The organism is Rothia sp. HMSC062H08 (assembly GCF_001810775.1).
In the GTDB taxonomy this organism is placed as follows: Bacteria; Actinomycetota; Actinomycetes; order Actinomycetales; family Micrococcaceae; genus Rothia.
Map to the genome: position 1 here is coordinate 42,424 of NZ_KV802677.1, position 20,995 is coordinate 63,418.

12 protein-coding genes are annotated in these 20,995 nt (G+C 58.9%); 3 read left to right on the plus strand and 9 right to left on the minus strand.

The genetic code is table 11. The features are described from left to right. Window positions 1–21 precede the first annotated feature (21 nt). The 9 genes from HMPREF2765_RS08515 to HMPREF2765_RS08555 form a co-directional block, all read right to left on the minus strand. A complete protein-coding gene (locus HMPREF2765_RS08515) occupies window positions 22–762 on the minus strand; it encodes a sirohydrochlorin chelatase (RefSeq protein WP_210390353.1) in 741 nt (246 codons plus the stop codon). 83 nt (window positions 763–845) lie between these two features. After that, a complete protein-coding gene (locus HMPREF2765_RS08520; protein WP_070605351.1) occupies window positions 846–3,653 on the minus strand; it encodes an HtaA domain-containing protein in 2,808 nt (935 codons plus the stop codon). Between the two features lie 178 nt (window positions 3,654–3,831). Further along, complete coding sequence (locus HMPREF2765_RS08525) at window positions 3,832–5,463, minus strand: enoyl-CoA hydratase (RefSeq protein ID WP_070605353.1); 1,632 nt, start codon at window positions 5,461–5,463, stop codon at window positions 3,832–3,834. 338 nt (window positions 5,464–5,801) lie between these two features. Continuing rightward, the gene (locus HMPREF2765_RS08530; protein WP_246824950.1) at window positions 5,802–7,631 is read right to left on the minus strand and encodes a hypothetical protein; all 1,830 of its coding nucleotides are present in this window, start codon (window positions 7,629–7,631) and stop codon (window positions 5,802–5,804) included. 449 nt (window positions 7,632–8,080) lie between these two features. Next, the gene (locus HMPREF2765_RS08535; RefSeq protein WP_044150365.1) at window positions 8,081–9,895 is read right to left on the minus strand and encodes a hypothetical protein; all 1,815 of its coding nucleotides are present in this window, start codon (window positions 9,893–9,895) and stop codon (window positions 8,081–8,083) included. Window positions 9,896–10,192: 297 nt separating this feature from the next. Next, window positions 10,193–12,211, minus strand: coding sequence for an adhesin (locus HMPREF2765_RS08540; protein WP_070605364.1), 2,019 nt, complete (start codon window positions 12,209–12,211; stop codon window positions 10,193–10,195). A 752-nt stretch (window positions 12,212–12,963) separates the two neighbouring features. Next, window positions 12,964–14,826: an LPXTG cell wall anchor domain-containing protein gene (locus HMPREF2765_RS08545; RefSeq protein WP_070605367.1), complete on the minus strand. Its 1,863-nt coding sequence runs from the start codon at window positions 14,824–14,826 to the stop codon at window positions 12,964–12,966. Between the two features lie 539 nt (window positions 14,827–15,365). Further along, on the minus strand, window positions 15,366–16,166 hold the full coding sequence (locus tag HMPREF2765_RS08550) for an SDR family oxidoreductase (RefSeq protein WP_049342076.1): 801 nt from the start codon (window positions 16,164–16,166) through the stop codon (window positions 15,366–15,368). Window positions 16,167–16,306: 140 nt separating this feature from the next. Then, entirely contained in the window at window positions 16,307–16,621 is a 315-nt protein-coding gene (locus HMPREF2765_RS08555) for a hypothetical protein (protein WP_049342077.1), read from the minus strand. 204 nt (window positions 16,622–16,825) lie between these two features. On the opposite strand from HMPREF2765_RS08555, the gene HMPREF2765_RS08560 reads away from it, so the two are divergent. From HMPREF2765_RS08560 to HMPREF2765_RS09230, 3 genes are all read left to right on the plus strand, one after another. Then, window positions 16,826–17,140, plus strand: a complete 315-nt coding sequence (locus HMPREF2765_RS08560; RefSeq protein WP_049342078.1) for a hypothetical protein — start codon at window positions 16,826–16,828, stop codon at window positions 17,138–17,140. A gap of 19 nt (window positions 17,141–17,159) precedes the next feature. Next, window positions 17,160–19,892 (plus strand): valine--tRNA ligase, encoded by a 2,733-nt coding sequence (valS, locus tag HMPREF2765_RS08565; RefSeq protein ID WP_070605369.1) that lies wholly within the window; start codon window positions 17,160–17,162, stop codon window positions 19,890–19,892. A gap of 558 nt (window positions 19,893–20,450) precedes the next feature. Next, window positions 20,451–20,852, plus strand: a complete 402-nt coding sequence (locus tag HMPREF2765_RS09230) for a hypothetical protein (RefSeq protein ID WP_141749105.1) — start codon at window positions 20,451–20,453, stop codon at window positions 20,850–20,852. Window positions 20,853–20,995: the final 143 nt, after the last annotated feature.

The window sequence follows — 20,995 nt, forward strand, 5'->3', positions numbered from 1 at the left end:
ACTAGCCTGATTTTAAGTCATCTAGGCGGCATCCAGCTGCGCAATAGCGGCATCCATGCGGTCAATAAAGCACTCCGCCACCACGGCAGCAGAAGCGCCACCCTGCGCGTTCACCAGCGGCGCGGCAACCTTCACCGGCACACCGGTCGACTCAGCATCACGGCGCATCTTACCGGCGAAGAACCCCTCCGCCAGCAGGTAGGTCGCGGCAAACTTAGGCTGATGCTCAGCAACCACCTCGTGGAACTTCGGATCAATCGCGGCAACGAAGCCGTGATGCACCGGAACGTGCAACTCCTCAGCCAGCAGCTCAGCGGCACGGCTCATGTCCGCACGACCATCAGCACGAGAAGAACCGGCAGCACCCTGAACCACAGGGCCGTCGCCGGGAGTCCAGCCAGCTTCCTCCAAACGGGCGCGGGTCAGCGCGGCAAGGCGCGCATCCGGGCCCAGAGACTCACCAATACTAATACGCTCAATACCGCTATTGCGTGCGGCACGGCGCAAATCCACCTGAGTGTGGAAGCCAGTCGACAGCAGAATCGGCACAATAACGCAGGGCTCATCCTTAGGCAGGGAGGCTGCGGCGTCATCAACGCTGGGAGATTCCACATCCACGTATGCGGCGTGAACACGGTACTCCATACCATCGTTACGCTGGGCAAGCAGGAACTTGATCTGCTCACGAATCAGCGTGATAGCTTCACGACCGGCGACCGAGTCAGTGCCGTGCGAAGTTGCGATTACATTCAGAATAGTCATATTTCCATTGTATGAAAGGAACACCCCGCTCCCCCACTCATGAACACGAGTGGCGAAGCGGGGTGTTGCACGAAGGCTAAATTTTAGCTCTTGCGGCGGCGAGCCACGACCAGTGCGGTACCCGCAGCCAGGGTGATAGCACCAGCTGCTGCGGCGAACATAGCGCCGGATGCGCCGGTCTGTGCCAGCTTCGAGGAGGAGCTACCGGAGGTCGAGGAACCACCTGCGGAAGAACCACCGTTAGAGGAACCGCCGTTGGAGCCGCTCACACCCAAGTTGTCGGAGGCGCCGGAACCTGCGTCAGAACCGCCGTTGGAGCCACCCTTGTGGCCGGCTGCGTTCTGGTCAGCGGTGCTGCTCTCAGAAGCAGAAGCGCTCGCGGATGCAGACTCACTTGCGGAAGCGCTCGCGGACGCGGATGCACTCGCAGATGCAGACTCGCTAGCCGATGCGGTCACCGATGCACTGCTGGAGCTGCTTGCGGAGCTCGATACACTTGCAGAAGCGCTCGAAGAAGCAGATGCACTAGCAGACGCCGATGCAGAGGCGCTCACCGAGGGGGTCACGGCGGGAACGCTCGGAACCGCGGTCGGGGATGCGCTCACAGATGCACTCGGAATTGCAGAAGCACTCGGGGCAACAGAAGGCGCCACGGACGCGGTCGGCAGAGACGGCGAGGTGGGCTCTTCCGAAGGCGCTACGGTGGGTTCTGCAGTCTTGGTGGGCTCAGCAGTCGGTTCTGCAGTCTTGGTGGGCTCAGCCGTTGCCGAAGGCTCCGCGGTGGGTTCTGCGGTTGCCGAGGGCTCAGCAGAAGGCGCGACAGTCGGTGCCACGGTGGGCTCCGCGGTGGGAGCAACGGTCGGCTCAGCAGAGGGTACCTCGGTGGGCACAACGGTCGGCTCAGCGGACTTAGTGGGCTCTGCGGTCGGTGCCTCGGTCGGAGCAACAGTCGGCTCTGCAGTCACGGTAGGCTCAGCAGAAGGCGCGACAGTCGGCTCAGCAGTCGGTGCCACGGTCGGAGCTACGGTGGGAGCGACGGTAGGCTCAGCAGACTTAGTGGGCTCGGGTGCCGGGGTCTGTTCCGGTGCCGAGTTCGCTGCCAGGCGGTTCAGCCACAGCTGATCCTCATAGGTGTTCGGGTTCTCGAAGCTGGTTGGGTAGATAATATCGCCGTTGGGCAGCTCGAGAGCGTTGTAGCCGCCGCTCTTGTCGGTCTTACGCATCGAGGAGAGAACCACCTCGTTCACCTTGTTCAGGGTCTCGTCCATGAACACCAGGCGGGAGCCGGATGCGTCCACCACAACCACGTTGCCCGCACGGGTCAGGAACATGGTGGCAACCTCGGTCTTCTCGAAGCCCTCAAGAGTTGCGGACTCGCGGACCACGCTGAAAGTGCCGTTCTCGTACTTGAGGATCTGCACCTTACCGCCGTACCAGTTGTTCCAACGGTAAATGTAGCCCTTGGGGCTGACCAGGGTCGAGGGCAGGGCGGTGTCGTAGCCTGCGGGTGAAGAGTTCGGCACCAGGGACACGCCGTTGCTGCTCATGTGCAGCAGGTGACCCTTCTGAACCGCCTTTTCGCCGGCCGCATCGTAGATGGAAGTCGACGGCGCGTACACGAAGCTGCCGTCGGGCAGCGGTGCGAGGGTCACGGTGTTGTTGGAGAACGAGTCGCCGTAGTACTCGTCGAGCGAGTATGCGTTCACAACCTGCGGGTCGATAGAGTCGGGCTTCGGCAGAGCCTGCGAGGTTGCCTTGCCGGATGCATCAATGATGGTCAGCTTGCCGCCGCCCTGGCCGTCAATGCTGACGATGCCCCAGGTGTTGTTGGCGGGGTTGTAGCCGATTGCCTTGACGGTGGTGGTGCCGAGGTCTGCGTCGGAGTAGGTGCCGGAGGAGACGAGCTTACCTTCGGCGGTTACGGTGTACAGCTCGGGCTTGTTGGTCTCACTGTTGATGACGAGCATGCGGTTGCCGTCAGCATCCACCGCGAAAACGCCCTTGTTGGCCTTCAGGACGCCGGTGTCGGTCATCTTCAGGTTGGAGCTGGTCAGCACGGTGTAGGTGGTGTCGCCGCCGAAGCTCGGGGGTGCCACGTGCACGATGTGGTTCTGGCCCAGACGTGCGGTGTTCTGGGGCAGGTTCACGCCCGCACCGGTGTTGTAGGACTCAGCGACGCTGTAGGCGCTCTTGGGGGTGTTAGCTGCGCTACCGTTGTAGGAGATGCTCAGCGGGTCGAGGCTGGCGCCTTCGTTGTAGAAGTCGGAGAAGGCGTGGTTACCGTCGGCGGTCAGGTTCGCGGAGATGCCGCTGATGCTGACCACACCGTCCTTCTCGCTCTGCTTGGCGGTGCCGGTGCTCAGGGTCGCCATCTTGACTTCCATGGGGCCCTCGAACTTGCCGGAGGCGTAGTTTTTGGTGCGCACGGTCATGTAGAGGGAGCCGGTGCCGTCAGCAAGGTTCAGTTCCACGCGGGGGTTGGAGAAGGTGAGGTTCAGGGCGCAACCGGTTTCGGGGTCCTGGCCTTCAGCGCAGTGGCCGGTGAACCAGAGGCGGCCGGCTGCCTGCAGGGTGACCTGCTTGCCGTCTTCGGAGACGGTGGTGGAGGTCGGGGTGAAGGTGAACTGCTTTGCGGTTGCGTCCCAGGCGGCGCCGTCGGTCATTTCGCGGGGCATACCGTTGTAGGACAGGAAGGAGGCGCGCACGCCCCAGCCGAAGGATGCGCCTGCAGTTGCCTGGTCGCCTGCAGCGACGTTCTGTGCGGCAACGTTCTGGGCAGCGATATTAATGTTCTCGGCGAGAACGGGTGCCAGGGGCAGGGCGACAGCGCCAGCGACAGCGAGGGCGCAGGCTCCCTTGGAGAGGCGGGTGCCAGATGTGAAAATCTTCATTGGTGTGTATCCATACTATCGACACTGTTAGGACAGGCTTACTATATCGATAGCGTGAGTATTTCTCAACATCAGGTTCCAAGAAACCGTTTTGTGACAAACCACCCCACAGCACACCGACAGGGCAATACCCCCTCAACAGGCAACAGGGGCCGCTACTCCCCCACCCCCTACGCGACTAATCCTTCTTCGAGGTATGCATGCGTGACATGCCCAGAGCACCAAGAATCAGGCCACCGCCCAGGGTCACCAAAATCGGCAGAAGAGGCGAACTCTTATCCATGTTGCGGGTAATCTGCGCCTCCGTTGCCTTCACACCGTTCGGCGATCCGGGATCAGTACGAACCTGAGAGGAAGAACCGTTCAGAATCGCGGCACGGCGAGACTGAGCCGCCGAATCGGTACCCGAGGGCAAATTAGACTCGGGGGTCGCCACCTCAACAGGCTGCGCCTCCCCGGTGCGGTACCCCAGCGCCGAGGAAGACGCGGTGGCAGGGCTACCGGCAGCGCGCGGAATAGAAATCGTGGCGTCATTAGTACCCGGAGCCATAGCGGTATCAGCCTGAATACCGCGGGTCTTAGACGTAGAACCCGCAGCGGGTGCCTTCGCGCCGGATGCGTTCGCAGTCTCAGAGGCAGTCGAAGGAGAGGCGGAAGAAGCCGCAACCGGCTTCCCCTCACTCTTAGACGAAGGACCGGACGATGATCCGCCACCCTCAGAGGATGCCTGAGTCACCGTAAAACGCACCGTATTGAGCTGAAGGTTACCGTCACCGGCAGCATCAAAAGCCGCCACCAGGTACGTCTTACCAATCTGTAAGGACGCACCGGGCACACCAATCACCGCTTCGAAAGCGCCCGCAGAAATCGATTCCGGACTAACGTGCACAATGGCGAGCGCGTCACCCACGGTGTTGCCGTTGGAGTCGATTTCCATGACGATCAGGTCGTAACCCTTGTCATTCTGAGGGAAGTTCGTGGCACGGACCGTGACAGGCTTCGTATCATCCTGAGAGTCACCCTGCGAGTCCTGAATGGACAGGTGCGCCTTGCCCTTGCGCTGGTTCATCGGGTCATACACGCTATTGTCTTCGGAGACAACATACTGACCAGAATCCTTGTTCTGCGGGTTGTCTACGGTACGGCGAACCGTGTCACCGTTCGCATCGGTGGATGACGTAGCGGTCGGCGAAGGCAGGTTTACCGCCTCGGGACTTGGGGTAACAGTTGCGTCAGCGGTTTCTGCTTCTTCACGCTCAATATCGACCGAAGGTTCGGTGGGCTTTGCCTTACCGTTGCGCGGGTCAGCAGTCTCAACCAGGCGGTTCCCCCGCGCGGTCACAAAAAATTCGTAGGAGACACCGTGCGCGGTATCCTCCAGAACGATTACGTACACGACGTTTGAGTCCGTCGCCGGGCTCATCCGGAGGCGAAACTCCCCCTCCCTGGTCCCCTCAGTTAGGGTCGGGCTTTCCAGGACGGAGCCACCGTACTCACCGGAAGGGGTGTAGAAGTTCACGTCAACCAGAACGCTGGAGGCCTCCAGATCTTTAGGGAAACCCGTCCAACGTAGAAGATAGCCGCCATCCTTGAGCTGCGCCTTCATGGTGATGGTGGAGGCTGCACCCTGCACCTGCTGGTTGTCTTCAGCCTGGTTCGGGGTCGCATTCAGGGTGGCGGTTTTTTGCACAGCAGAGTGTGTCGTGACGGGTGCCTCCGCCGCGACAGAGGGTACAACAAGCCCGCACTGAAGCCCCGCAACCAAAATGGTTGCGGTGACAATACGGTGCTTCGCTGAATAAATACTCATGCAATGCGTCTTTTCGTGGTGGAAATGTGCGCACTATTGTTCGTTCTTCACGTGCCGCGTGGAGCCCTTCGGGCGCGTCATGTACCCGGATTCGTCGTACCATACTCCGCTTCGTATTTCAGGTGGTGAAGACCTGACAATAGCTCGCATCTATTTATCGGTTATTTCAACCCTATCACGAACCTTAAGGTTTATTCACGCGAGGGTAGAGTTTTTTTGAACACCCTGAACGCACGACTCGCCCCCGCGATCTGCACCAACAGATAGCGGGGGCGAGCATTCCTCATGAAACAACGAACATACTATGCGATGCCGTCAAAAAGCACGGATTAGGGGCGTTAGCCGCCGAGGACTCCCCTGCGGTGAGCCATCCACGCGGCACCAACCACCAGCGCCAAACCGGCGCCTCCAAGAGCCCAGAAAGCTACACCGTGCTGCGCAACCTCTTCACTAGCGGGAGACGCCGCCGAAGCTACAGCCTTCACGCCATCCTGACGATCAGCATTCGCGTTGGAGTGCACCTGGGTGGTATTCGAGTTCACCGTAGCGGAACGATTATTAGATTCCGAATGAACCACGGGGGTGAAACCCTTATTGCCATTACCAGAAGCTGCCGACGCTGCCTTTTCTTCATCCGTCAAAGCATCCAGCTTCGCGGTAGCAGCGATAGATGCCGGGTCAGAACCCGAACTGTACGCCGAAATCTGATTGGTGCGGGTCGGTTCAAAAGCCGAACGCGGAGCTACCGTGCGCGCCTGAGCCAAAGTCTGCAAAGCCTGACGCTGACGCTCAGCCTTCGCTTCCTTAGCCTTGGACATGGCGCTCACCGCATCCAGAGTGGAGCGGGGTGCGCTCGCGGCAGACTGACCCGAGCCCGACTGGGTGTCATCAGAACGAGTCGAGACGGCGTTAGTAGCAGCGGAGGGGCTACCCTGAGTGGCGCCGGTCGCCTCGGCTGTATTGGCGCTGGGCGTAAGCGATGCGTTTGCATCCTGGCGGGGCGACTCATCCTTCGTCAAGGAGGTTGAGTTGCCGGTCGCCTCGCCACTGACCTTGAATCGCACCGAGACAACTTCTTCCGCATACTCAGTATCGTCCGCACGCACCAGGTAGGCGGTGTACACCGAGCCGGTCTTCAGCAGAGAGCCGGGCATGCCAACCTCTTCCTTGAACGCGCCATTCACGATGCGATCAGAGCTGATGTGTGTAATGGACAGCGCATCACCCTTATGGTTGCCACTCATATCGGTTTCAACCACGATTAGGTCGTAGCCAGCCGCATTCGCGGGCAGACGCGCTGCACTGATAGTCACCGGCTTGGTTTCCTTATCAGAGCGAACCTCAGCATAGGCGACCTTCAGCTCCGCAACACTCAGGGTCTGAGTATCGCGAGAAGAGGTCGATCCGCCGGGGACCTGCTCCAGCTTCTGCGTATGGGTTTCGAGGTTCAGGTTTTCAGCAGACTCGGAAGGCACCTCAGTCTTAACCTTATCCTTGCTACCCTTCTGATCTGCATCCTGCTGGTTCTTCTGCTCCTCTTCACGGAGCTTTTCCATCGTCTTCAGCTCGTCAATGGTCGGCACCTGGTGGGCGTTTTCCTTCTTGTCCACCATCACCTCGTCAGAGTCATCCCCAATCGGGATAGCGTGCGGAACGAGGGAACCCTCAGAAATCATGAATTCGCCATAGCCCTCGTCAGAGGTCGTCAGGTCCATGACGCTCATGGAGTAGTAGCCCTCCTGGGGCATCTGCGGCATCTCAAAGGTGACGAGCATCGAGCCGTCGTCCGCACGCTCAACCTGCATTGCGGAGGGCTCGTAGGTGTCAGACCCAAGCAACGTGCCAGTGGCGTCGTAGTACTGCATTACCAGGTACACCCTAGAGGCATCGCCCACGTAGCCGCCCTCATAGAGGGGCGCGAGCTTAATGGTTGCCTGACCGTCCTTGATGGACTGAATCTGAATCTCAATGGTATCGACCTCAATTTCAAGGTCTTCGTAGGGGCAGCTTGAATTAAATTCGCTATTAACCAGAGCCGCCAGGCAATCATTCACGTTAATTGCTTCAGCCTCTACTGCGGAGGCGCCAGGAAGCACAAAAGCGCTTGCACCTAAAGCGGCTGCAAGCGAAAGAGCATGAATGCGTTTCGGAAGTCGAGTGATAGTCATGTGCGCCATTTCGATCGATGTAGGCGCAAAGCGTGGACTAGGGAAGGCTCACCACAAGCCGGTGTTTCTATCCAAGTATTTGCGCACCAGTACGTCGGTTACACCCTAGCCTAACACGGATATTGCACTTAATGTTGCATTGCATTCACGTGCTAAAACTTTATGTCGCGATAATTGCCGAAATAAAAGGGAATTAATTACTTTACTGAGATATAAATAACGCAAAATTCGAATGTCAAAATATATTCCCCAGAGTGCACTAAAAAGAGATTTTTACACCACCCCAAAGCGCACCAGACCACCGCGCAATAGAGTCAAACATCCGGGCACACAGAAGGCGCCCCGCCGAACACGCACCCACACGGCACGCACCCGACAGAGCGCCTCCCACTCAACAAACTCCCCTACAGAGAGCCACGCCTCACAGAGCTAAGCAACAAATAGCTGAACTACTCAGCACCCAGCTCCTCAGCACCCTCAAGGCGACGACGATACACATTCACCGCCACAGCAGTACCCACAAAAGCAACCGAACCCAGCAGAGCAATACTCAGCGGCAAGGTACCCTCCGGCAGCGGGCCATTATCCTGAGCGCTCGCCTCCAGCTTCGAACCGGCAGAATCACCGCGCGACTTCGAGCTACGCGTATAGAAACTACCCGAACCTGCAGCACCCACATTCTCCTGAGGCGAAGCAACAGTCACCGTTTCAGACTCCGAAGACTGATAACCCAGCAGGTTCACCACAGTACGACCAGGCAGTAGCGTCGCATAACCAGACATAATCATCGTCGAAGGAACCACCGCAGTCTCAGCCACAGAACTACGAGCCTGCGCGGTAATCGCACGCGCCGACTGCTGCGCCTGCACAATATAGCCCAGAGCGCTATCCACCGAGGGAATCTTAGCAACAGAATCAGTCACCAAATCTTGAGCATCCGCAGAGGCACCTGAAGAATCCACAGTGCTCACGCGACCCGAAGGGGCCGAAGGGCTCACACGATGATTCGCATCAGAAATCATCGGGACCTGCGGGTGAACAACAGTATTCGTAGGCTTCGGAGCCGGGTCAACAGGAACCGCACGCTGAATCACGCTCACACCAAAAGCACTGGTCGCCATGAGCTGCAGCTCCTCAGTGGAGTTACCACCCACCACAACCACACGATAGCGTTTACCAGCATTCAAAGAGGTACCGGGAACCTTCAAATCAGCAGAGAAAGAAGCATCAGCCACCTGCTGAGGGCTCACATGCGTGGTCGCCAGCGGTGAACCCACGGCACCGCCGTCAGCAGGCATCTCAAAGACCATCACGTCATAACCCAGGCCACTCTCCGCAACGTTCCTAGCGCGCACGCTAATCGGCTGCAGCTCATCCGATCCGCGCAGCTCTGCGGTGGAAATTTCCAGGGTCGCCTCACGGGTCTCCGCGGGAGCCCGATCGGAGCGGGAGTGCACCAGCAGACGATCCTCGGTCACCTCAGCGGGCGCCGCATCATCGGTAGAAGAACTCACCGAAGCAGAAGCACTGGCAGACGCACTCACCGAGGCGCTAGCAGATGCACTCACAGAAGGACGAGCAGAAACTTTCTGCGATGCAGACGGCGCTTCAGAAGGTGCCGGGGCGACCGTCGGGCGCGGGCTATCCTTCGCGGCACTCGGGGATGCGCTGGGGCTCAGGGACACCTCGGGGGCAGGATTCGCCTCCACGCGGTTAGCACGGGGAACACCGGGGGTGTCAGGGAAGAAAATGTTCTGGCTGCTAGCCATAATCTCGTCGACTGTTACACCGTACTCGGGCATAAACTCAACGGAGACAGTCTCGCCGTTGCTCAGATTCTCAATTTCCACCATGTACGGCTGCTCAACGTTGAGGCGCTGGTGGATGCTCAGCTCAATATTGCCTTCTTCATTCTTTGAGGCAGTCATCTGGGCTGCGGGTACGGTCATGGTCGCCACAACGCCATCTTCAACGGAGATGGCGGACAGGCGAACCTTCACCTGGTCCAGGGAATTTACACCGCCGATTTGCAGAAGAGTGTAGTCGCCAGTCTGAGCCAGTAAAACCAAGGAGATACTGTGCTGAACCACATCAGTGGCAACGGCGAGCGGAAGTTCAGGCTTTTCAGGCTGCTGAGTCTGAGCGTAGGCAACAGGCGCGAAAGTTGCGGGAGCAAGAGTTGCAGGCGCGAGAGCACCCCCCAAACCGAGGGTTGCGGACGCTACTAGCGCCGCGCCGCGAGCAGTTCGCTGCGTGGAAAACATGGTCACCTATTTTCGTGAGTGAGTGTGATGAATCGTCGTGTGACTCCTGCGCCCAAAGGTCGGAAGTAGGCACAGAATAACGGTTCTCTCATATCGGTGACCGGAGGCGCTTCACAGCGACTCCTCACCCCGGGTGAACGAGGTGATAAAGAGTGATAGTACCGTCTATAACAGCACTCTAAATTATAGGTATAACCTTAGAAAAAGTTAAAGATGCAGGGACGCCCGAATCTTGCATTTCGGACGTCCCTACATCTATGTGCACGTTTTGCCTAGTGGGGCAATAATTGCCCCGTTTTAGCGGCGAGAACTGAGCCGCATCTCACTACGGCGACGACGGCTCAAACGCATACCAGCAAGCAGCGACAGCGATCCAGCTGCGCTAATGACCAGCATATTGGAGGCGCCGGTAGCCGCCAGCTGCTCGCGCTTCGGCTGGGTAGCAGCGGCAACCTTTTGACCACCAGATGCCTGCGCCTCAACCTTCTGAGCATCGCTCTTCTGGGCATCACCCTTCTGTGCAGAAGCGTTCTGAGCAGGGGCGTTCTGGGTAGCAACCGGAGCCTCATTCTTCTGCTCAGCGTTGCTCTCCCCCGCCTTCTGCTCCGCAGCGGAAGCCTGATCAGCCACCGGAGCAGGCTCCGAAGTAGCAGACTCAGAAGGTGCCGAGGCATCAGCTGCGGGAGCTTCAGCCGCAGGTACATCCGCCGCGGGTGCATCCTGCTCAGGGGTTGCGGGCGCGTTATCCGCACTATCGCGCTCGACAGTGAAGCCGCCGTTGACCATGCGCACGGTGCCCTGCTCATCCTCCGCCACAGCGCTCACGCGGTAGGTGGTACCGGGCTTGAGCGCCGAGCCGGGAATCTGCACCTGAGCACTAAACGCGCCGGATGCATCAATCTCAGAGACATCAGCCGAGGCGATCATGCCGCCGGTTGCCACACCGTATTCGTCAACAGCGCTGACCATCAGGTGCACCGAGCCGACACCGGTGAAACCCTCACCACGCACGGTCAGAGTCTTCTCGGAGTCGTTCTCGGGAACTACGGTTTCTTCTACGTGCAGGCGGGCGGTCATCACGGGGTTAGAGGTGTTGTTGGTCTGTTCTTCGGTGGTGTCGTGGACGCGGTCAAAAACGGTGTTGCGCGGCAGGCTGTAGTGGCGGCGCGGGTCGTTCTCGGGCAGTACGTGGTCGAACTGCTCGACGGGGCTCGCGGCAACTGCCTGAGCGGACTGAGCATTCGAGGTAGCCTGCTCAGACTGCGCACTCGGGGTAGCCTGGGCGACCTGCTCGGGCTGCGCCTCCTCTTCGAACTGCTTCTTCTCGAACTGTGCCTGCTCCGCCATTGCACGCTCAGCGGTAGCAACCGGAGCGGAGCCATTCTGTGCATTCCAACCATTCATGAAGGGAACCTCAACTTCCTGGGCGGTGTAACCATTAGCGGCAGAGGGCGCAACCTCAATGCTCAGCACGTAGCGCAGGTCTTCGTGAACAGCCTGCACTTCTTCCAGCCTGGATCCGGGCACTTCAATGCCGTCCAGGAGGGTGCCGTTCATAACGTCGGCACGCGCGGGAGAGGCAGCGAGCAGGATGCGGTTACCCTGGCTATCCAGGGCGTAGGTGTAGGTCATGACTTCAAAAGCCTGCGCCTCACCCAGACCGGTGACCTTGTAGACGACAAGGTTCTTATCCTGCGGGATTTCCAGCTGCCCCGAAAGAATCTGAGCATTGAGCGGCTCATCCTGAGTATTTGCGGGCAGCAGCTCCAGCGGTGCGGAGGAGTTGTAGGAGGGGTCCTCGGTTGCATAACCCTTACCGGGGTCGACCACGGCAGTTGCGACGACGTACTGCTGGTTGGGGTCGAGGGTACCTGCGGGCAGGGTCACCTGGGTACTGAAGCGGCCACCGTCCACATCGAGTTCGGGCACGAGGGTCATCGTCACTGCGGAGCCGCGACCCAGTGCGTAGAGGGGGTACTGGCGGTATTCGCTCACGTACACTGCCACGCCGTAACGTTCGACAGGTCCGCCGGTGAAGCCTTCACCGGTCACGGTGATGCTCTGGGAACGCGCCGGGTTAATGACAACACCCTGCTCTACGTACACCTGCGGGGAGTTCTGGGTAGCAACGTTTTCGATGGGGGTTGCGTTTGCCGCGGAGGGAGGATTGTCGGATTCCACCGCAGTCGGTGAAGCCATTCCGCCGGTATTCTGCACCTGCACATCTGCGTGCGCAGCACCAACACCGGTGACGGACAGGACGGAAGCAGCAATAGCGGCTGTTGCTCGGGTTTTTGAGTGAGCGGGTTCGGGCATGGAACACACCTTTTCTGTGAGTGTGAACGATACCCTCCGGAGGGCGCCACGGATCGAAGTTGGACGGGTGTCTCTTCGGGATTGAACGCTATAACGTACGGACTAGTCATAACATTCATGTAATGGTGGAAGTTACCGCGAAGGGAATCGCTCTATTTATCGGTAATTCCACACTAACAATACTTTTCTTGTTATTGCTGTAAAGACGCTTTAGGTCCCAACTATTTTCCTGTGCAATAACCCACACAGCATATTTTTTACCCTCCAGAACAGCATCAAGAGCACTCAAACTGCATGGACTAGGTAAAATTTTTCAACTCTCCCTTGAAGCTCAAGGTTTTATTGCATGCATATGCAGTTTTAATGGATTTGAGATAAAAATATTCTGCACATTCATGCATTTAATTTATTTCTTTTAAGTGAAAAAATAGCAGGTCACACCGCTTTTACATGCGCATTGATTACAAGCATGCGTACCAATAATTGCGCGCCAAATAACCCAGCAAAATCATTCCGTTACACCGCCCCGCGCTTCCACCCCGCACCTCCACCACGGAAGAGAACACCCGCGCCTCTCCCCCAGCTTGCCGCACACGCTTTGCCACACCCCCTCCATTTCAAAACAGCTCAACACAAAACTGCCGACACGCAAAAGTGCCGCCAATACCCTTTTCAGAGTATTGACGGCACTTGCCGCACTCACCGTGCGGTGAGCATCAGATTTTCAGAGCCTGGCTATAGAGCCTGAGCTATTAGAGGCTGCGGCGGCGCAGGAGCATCAGTGCGGCACCAGCAATCAGAGCTGCGGCGCCAACGCCTGCGATACCCGCAACACCCTCAGCGCCAGTGTGCGCCAGCTGCTGCTTCGAAGAGGAAGAAGAAGCCGACGAAGAGGTCGAGGTCGAACCCTTGGTACCGGAGGTGCTCAGACCGTGGCCCTTCGAAGAGGTAGCAGCGGATGCGTTGCCAACCTTAGCCTTGGGTGCCTGAGAAGTGGGCATGCGGGTCTCGGTTACAACAACCGAACCATCTTCGCGCATTTCAGCGGTGAAGACGCTGGTGGTGCCGTCGCCGTTATCGCGAACGGTGGTGTTATCGTCCTCGGTAGCTGCCGGCAGGGTCGGTGCGGGGTTGTTCGCATCGCTCACGGTAGCGGTGGTGACTGCAACCTGGTGTACCAGGCCGTTCGGGTCGCTGGTTGCCACCATTGCGTAGGCGTAACCGGGCTGCAGCAGTTCTGCAAGAACGCTGACCTTGACGCGGAAGGTGCCGTTCACGATTTCAGAAGCAGGAATATCGTGGGTTGCCAGAGCGTCACCGGTGATGTTGCCGTTTGCATCCAGGCGGAAGATTGCAATCTGCACGCCGTTAGCAACAGACTCGTGGGTGAAGCCGGAGCCGTTGAAGGTCAGAACGTTGTACTGGTCGTTCGGATCCAGGGAAGCGTCCTCGGTGGTGAGGGTTGCGTTCTCGGGTGCTGCGGGAGCGGGAGTCTCGTCAGCCTTAGGTGCCTCGGGGGCCGGAGTCTCAGCCTTGGGGGCTTCCGGAGCAGGAGTTTCTTCCTTGGGAGCCTCAGTCTTGGGAGCCTCGGGTGCCGGGGTCTCATCAGCCTTCGGGGTTTCCGGCGCCGGGGTTACGGGTGCCGGGGTCTCGGTCTTGGGAGCCTCAGGAGCGGGGGTCTCCTCGGTCTTCGGAGCCTCAGTAGAGGTGGTCTCGGTGACCTTGAAGGAGGAGAGAGCCACGAGCTTCTGGTCAGCCTGAGCAGCCTGCGGGTTGCTTACAGCAACCAGGGCGTAAGAAGCGCCGGCGGGCAGCTTGCTTGCCTCGACAGTGAAGGAAGTCTTGAAGGAGCCATCCTGAATCTGGTCCGCAGACACGGACACGGTGGTAATGACGTCGCCGGTAATCTGCTGGTTCTCATCCAGCGCGTAGATGCTGACCTGAACGCCGGGGCCGACCTTCTCGCCGTAGAAGCCGGTACCAACAACGCTCACGGTGTTAAACTGCGCATCACCGGAGAAGCGTGCGTTCTCGATGGAGACGAAGGGGTTAGCCTGCTTCACCTCGGGAGCCGGGGTGGAGGGGGTAGTGGGCTCGGGGGTTGCAGGAGCAGGGGCCTCAGCCTTAGGAGTCTCAGCCTTGGGGGTTTCAGCCTTAGGAGCTTCAGCCTTAGGAGCTTCAGCCTTAGGTGCTTCAGTTGCCTCAGCCTTAGGAGCTTCAGCCTTGGGGGTTTCAGCCTTGGGAGCCTCGGTCTTAGGTGCCTCGGTAGCCTCAGTCTTAGGTGCCTCGGTAGCCTCAGCCTTAGGTGCTTCCGCCTTAGGAGCCTCGGTAGCCTCAGCCTTCGGAGCCTCGGTCTTAGGTGCTTCAGCCTTGGGGGTCTCTGCCTTAGGAGCCTCAGCCTTAGGAGCCTCGGTCTTAGGAGCTTCAGCCTTGGGGGTCTCGGTTGCGTTGCCGCCAGGCAGGGAAGAAGTCTGAGCAGTTGCCTTCTGGTCGACAACCTGCTGCTGGTCAGCGGGTGCTTCTGCCGCAAAAGTTGCCGGGATTGCTGCCACGGAACCGGCAGTAAAGGCTGCCGCTGCTGCGATCTTGTAAACGCGACGGGTAGTCTTCGACATTTTTCCTCGATCTCTGATTATCGGTGTTGAGCCTACCGTGGTTCGCCCCCGTCTTTGAAGGTGCAGTAGGCCCATACATGGGTGTGACTGCTAAAAGGCTAGCATTTGCCCCTGGATGTTTAGCATGCTTACCGTCATCTTTGCCCAACTGTAACGAAATCGTTATAAAACCACCCCTTAAGTTGAGGCTTAATGCAGACCAATCCGGAAATTTTACGCCCATCTACTGACATACGAAGGCATATAACCTTATCTTTTGATTGCATTTGAAGAAAATATAATACTTTCCATAGATGATTTCACCCCAACTATTTCACCATGGTGAACCTTAAAGTCTCACGTACCACTTTATAGTTCCATCAAGTACTCCTTGATACCTCTCCCCCACCTATTCCCGCCCCGCTTGGCACCCGGATCAAAGCTCCACACAAGCCACAGACCTCCCCGCGTACAAACAAAAAGCCTCGCCCGCATCCTAAGAATCAGGAATGCAGGCGAGGCAAGTTACCCCCGCATCAGCGGACGCAAGAGCACAAAGCTTAGCTCTCCTTGCGAATCACCTTGAACTGGCTCGGCTGCGCCACCGGGCGAATCGTAATGCGGTCAAGGTTCACGTGGTGCGGAACGTTCAACGCAAAGGTCACGGTCTGCGCCACGTCCTCTGCGGTCAGCGGCTTCTCAACACCCGCATAGACGCGCTCGGCGGCTTCCTTGGAACCCAGACGATTTAGGGAGAACTCCTCGGTGTGCACCATGCCCGGGCAAATCTCAATCACGCGAACGTTATGTTCCGCTTCTTCCAGGCGGAGCGCCTCGGTCAGGCCGCGAGCGCCGAACTTCGCCGCGTTGTATCCGGCGCCGCCCTCGTAGCCGTGCTCGGCAGCGGTGGAGGTCAGGTTCAGGATCGTGCCGTGACCGTTCAGGCGCAACGCCTCCGCGAAGGCACGCACCATGTGCAGAATACCGAGCACATTCATCTGGTACATCTTCAAATAATCGGTAGGCTTGCCGTCGGCAACCTTATCCACGCCAATAGCACCACCGGCAATATTGACCAGGGCGTCAATGGTGCCCTGCTCCTCCAGGATCTGCTCGGCAATAAAGCGGACGGAATGCTCATCGGTCACGTCGCAGGTCACCGGGTGAGCGCCGGTTTCCGCGTAGAGAGTGTAGAGGCGGTCGGTGCGACGAGCCAGAGCATAAACGGTCCAGCCGCTTGCTACCAGCTGCTGTACGGTGGCTCGACCAATACCGCTGGATGCGCCGGTCACCACGGCAACTTTGCCGTCGCCGGTATGGGGCAGGAAAGGAGATGCAGGAATGTGGGTGTTCTCAGTCATACTTTAATCCTAGTAGAGTGATGCCCGCGGGTGCTCTGTTCGAGCAGACTCGCGGGCATATATTTTGAAATTTTCGATAGTGAGATAGATGCCGACAATGCCACCATTCAGGACGAACGGTACAGGCGCTGTCACACCTACTACTTGCGGCGGCGCGGCAGACCCCAGCGGCTCCTGCCGCCGTCACGGAATCCGAGGCGGTGCTCAAAGTACACGGGCGAGCTACTACCGGTCTTCACGGTGTCCGGGGGAACCGTACCCTCGCGTGCAGACATGAGATAGAGAATCGCGGCACCGGGCATGAACGCAATCAGAGGCAGTACGAAACGCATACGCGCCTCACCGTAACCGCTACGCACCGTCAAATGCCAGACGCACAACGCAACCAGCACCAGGTGCAGTATCAGCAGAACGGTTTCAGACGTGCCCAAACCAAAAATACTCAGAGAACTCATTGGCAACTCCTCAAAGGTCGTGTATCTTCAGTCTACGCCGCGCCCGCTCTGCTGAGAAGGATTCGTGGGCATTGATACTGCAGATTTTCGCGCATACACTGCAGGTAATCAGGGGCAGCAATATTAGGGGGTCTCTCCCCCATTACCGTTTCCACCGAGTTTGTCACTGAATCGCCAATTACTCCTCATATAGGGAGCCTCCACATGACAGCAACACCGCACCAGCACATCACCGACCTTAAAGAGCAGCGCCGCACCCTCCAGCAGCGGGCGCGCAGCATCCGTGCCACCACCGGACTCCCCTACAGTTCCGAAGTTCACCTACTGCTCGGGCAGAGCTACCTCGACCCCGCCAGCTGGCAGGAGCTCACCGCCTCCGGCGGGGTACGCGCCGCAGTGCGCAGGGCACAATTTGTGAGCCGGTACCGGCACCTCCTGGCGCGCCTAGAAGCCGCCATCGAGCGGTACGAACAGCACGGTGCGGCGCAGAATTCCCCTGGAGCTGAGAGAATGCCGTGAATATGAGAAAATAGCCGTTATGGCTGAAAACATTTTGGGCTCAGACTCGCCCGTACAGATTAACGTTCCCGACCGCCCCGCCCTCGAAGGCCTCGAAGAGAAGCTCTCGCAGCGCTGGGCCGACGAGAAGACCTACGCATTCGACGAGAACACCACTCGCGAACAGGTCTACTCCATTGACACCCCGCCGCCGACCGCATCCGGCTCCCTGCACGTGGGTCACATGTTCTCCTACACCCAGACCGACGTCATTGCACGCTACCAGCGCATGACCGGCAAGAACGTGTTCTACCCCCTCGGCTGGGATGACAACGGCCTGCCCACCGAACGCCGCGTTCAGAACTACTACGGCGTTCTCTGCGACCCCTCCGTGGCAGACAACGACTCCTTCCGTGACCTGATCACCTGGAAGGCAGACGGCACCCCCAAGCCCGACCGCAGCCAGGCAAAGTGGCCGCGTATCTCCCGCAACAACTTCATTGAACTCTGTGAAGAGCTCGCGGTTGAAGACGAGAAGGTCTTCGAAAACCTCTTCACCACCCTGGGTCTGTCCGTTGACTGGTCGCGCACCTACCGCACCATCGACGCGCACTCCCGCAAGGTCTCCCAGCTCGCCTTCCTGAAGGACCTGGAAGCAGGCAACGCCTACATGGCTGAAGCACCGACCATGTGGGACGTCACTTTCCGCACCGCAGTGGCACAGGCTGAGCTGGAAGACAAGGAACGCCCCGGCGCGTACCACCGCATCAGCTTCCACCGCCCCAACGGCGAGAAGGTCTGGATTGAGACCACCCGCCCCGAGCTGTTGCCCTCCTGTGTGGCTCTCGTGGCGCACCCGGACGACGAGCGTTACAAGCCGCTGTTCGGCACCACCGTCACCTCCCCGCTGTTCGGCGTTGAGGTCGAAATTAAGGCGCACCCGCTGGCACAGCCCGACAAGGGTGCCGGTATCGCCATGATCTGTACCTTCGGTGACACCACCGACGTCACCTGGTGGCGTGAACTGCAGCTGGACACCCGCGCCCTCATCGGTCGCGACGGCCGTTTCTCCCGCGAAACCCCCGAGTGGATCACCTCCGCTGAGGGCCGCGAGCGCTACGAGCGTATGGCTGGCACCACCGTCTTCACCGCACAGAAGACCGTCGTGGAAATGCTGGTTGAGGCTGGCGAAATGGACGGCGACCCCAAGCCGATTACCCACCCCGTGAAGTTCTACGAGAAGGGTGACAAGCCCCTCGAAATCGTTGCTTCCCGTCAGTGGTACATCCGCAACGGTGGCCGTGACGCTGCACGCCGCGAGAAGCTCATCGAGCGCGGCCGTGAGATGAACTGGTACCCCTCCTTCATGCGTAGCCGCTACGAGAACTGGGTTGAGGGTCTGAATGGCGACTGGCTGATTTCTCGCCAGCGCTTCTTCGGCGTTCCCTTCCCCGTCTGGTACCCGCTGGACGCTGAGGGCGAGCCGGACTACGAGAACCCGATTCTGCCCACCGAAGAGATGCTGCCGGTTGACCCCGCATCTCAGGCTGCTCCCGGTTACACCGAGGATCAGCGCGGCGTAGCGGGCGGCTTCATCGCTGACCCGGACGTTCTGGACACCTGGGCTACCTCCTCCCTGACCCCGCAGATTGCGACCGGTTGGGGTGTGAACCCGGACCTGCACGCGAAGACCTTCCCCATGGATCTGCGCCCGCAGGGTCACGACATTATCCGTACCTGGCTGTTCTCCACCGCTGTTCGCGCGGAGACCCTGGCGTCCTCCGTGCCGTGGTACAACACCGCGCTCTCCGGCTGGATTCTCGACCCGGACCGCAAGAAGATGTCCAAGTCCAAGGGCAATGTTGTGGTCCCGAACGAGGTTCTGGAGAAGTACGGTTCGGACGCTGTGCGCTACTGGGCTGCTTCCGCTCGCCTGGGTGCTGACACTGCCTACGACGAAGGCCAGATGAAGATTGGCCGCCGCCTTGCGATTAAGCTGCTGAACGCATCCAAGTTCGTGCTGAACCTGGGCGCTACCGAGAAGTCTGTCATTACTTCTCAGGCTCAGGGTCGCGTGCTCATCAACGCCCTGGACCGTTCCCTGCTGGCTCGCCTGGCGTACCTGATTGAAGAGGCAACCGCTGCGTTCGAGAAGTACGAGTACGCTCGTGCTCTGCAGATTTGCGAGAGCTTCTTCTGGTCCTTCACCGACGACTTCGTCGAGCTGATTAAGGACCGTGCGTACGGTGCTCGCGGCGAAGAGGAGCAGGCTTCTGTTCTGGCTGCGCTGGCAACCACCCTGGATGCCCTACTGCGTCTGTTCGCTCCCTTCCTGCCGTTCGTGACCGAAGAGATTTGGTCCTGGTGGCGTGCAGGTAGCGTGCACCGCGCCGAGTGGCCGCAGGCACTGCCCATCCTGGAAGGCACCCTGCTGGCTGAGTACTCCGCTCAGAACCCGACCGCCGGCATTTCGGCTCAGTGGGTCCTGGCGGACGCTGACCCGGCTCAGATTGAGTCGCTGAAGCAGATTCTGCCGGATGTTGCTGAGGCTCTGGGCGGCCTGCGTAAGGCTAAGAGCGACGCGAAGGTTAAGCAGCGCACCGAGGTTGAGTCCGCAACTATTGCGGCTCCCCAGGCTCAGCTGGATCGCATTGCCGCTGGCATGGCTGACCTGAAGGCTGCCGGTAACGCTCGTGAGCTGTCCCTGGTGGCAGCTGAGGGCGGGCTGGAGGTTCGCGACGTTGTACTCGTTGTGGAAGAAGCAGCTGAGTAATCGAATCTAACGTTCATTGCTTAGTGACATAACACCGAGTTGGTGTTGAGGACGGGGCGGTACCGATTGACGGTACCGCCCCGTTTTCTGTGTCTGCGGTTCGTTGGTTTCTGCAGGCAAGGTACCCGGAGAGCGTGATGCTCGACTGCGGGCGGTGCTTTGTATGGCGCTTTTACGACTCTGACTAGAGGCTTTACACATTCGGTACCCGCGGGTGCCCGTACCCATCCCTAGCACCTTCACAACCTCCTCCCCCAATAATGTGGGTTTTAGTCTGCTGTTCTGTAGGGATTATGTGGGATTTTCAATCCCTTTTTCTGTTCATCAATGTGCAAAGAGCATAATCAACCTTATGAGATTGACTGTCACTTTATGTATGATTGTTGATGCGAGGGTTTTACCATCAGGAACAACCCTCTATTCAACTTCAGCAACGGACAAATCACCGGTACGAGTAACGACATACCCCGACCAACCGCACGACAGTAAACCACCCGTCAGGCGCAGCGATGCGTCCTGACTCTGACCCGCGCCAAAGTAGGCGCACCCATAATTACTATGAATTCACACTCTTCATCTTCCGGATTACCGCAAGAGCCTCAGGCGAGGCAGAGCTCAACCCCGAGCACGCCGCCAGGAGCACAAGCCAACATTTCCCCCGATCAGCTTCAGCACTATCACACGAGCCTGAACGAGTACATCAGCCAGGCACGTGAACATGCCCAGGCGCTGCGTGCCAGCTACACCAACGAAGTGTATGAACTCTGGCTTCAGCATATTTCCACCAGCGCCGCCACCGATGAGGCGAGCATCGCCTCCGGTTCGTTGACCGCTCAGCAACTTGAGGAACTGACCCGCAAGTGGGTGCGCCTCATGCGTGAAAGCCGCGACATGCTGCACCACGAAAGCACTATTGCCGCCGCCCGCGCCGCGGTGGAGGCTAAGCCCCTCCCCGAGTAGGGTCACCCTTTATTTCTTTCGCGCGGCAACGCCAGCACTCCGCGTTGTACCGCGTTTTTCTGCGGCGGGGCTATCGAGCCAAGCGATTAAGCCCTGCCCGGAATGCGTACTTCACATAACCTGCCCCTTGCTATAGTTATGGA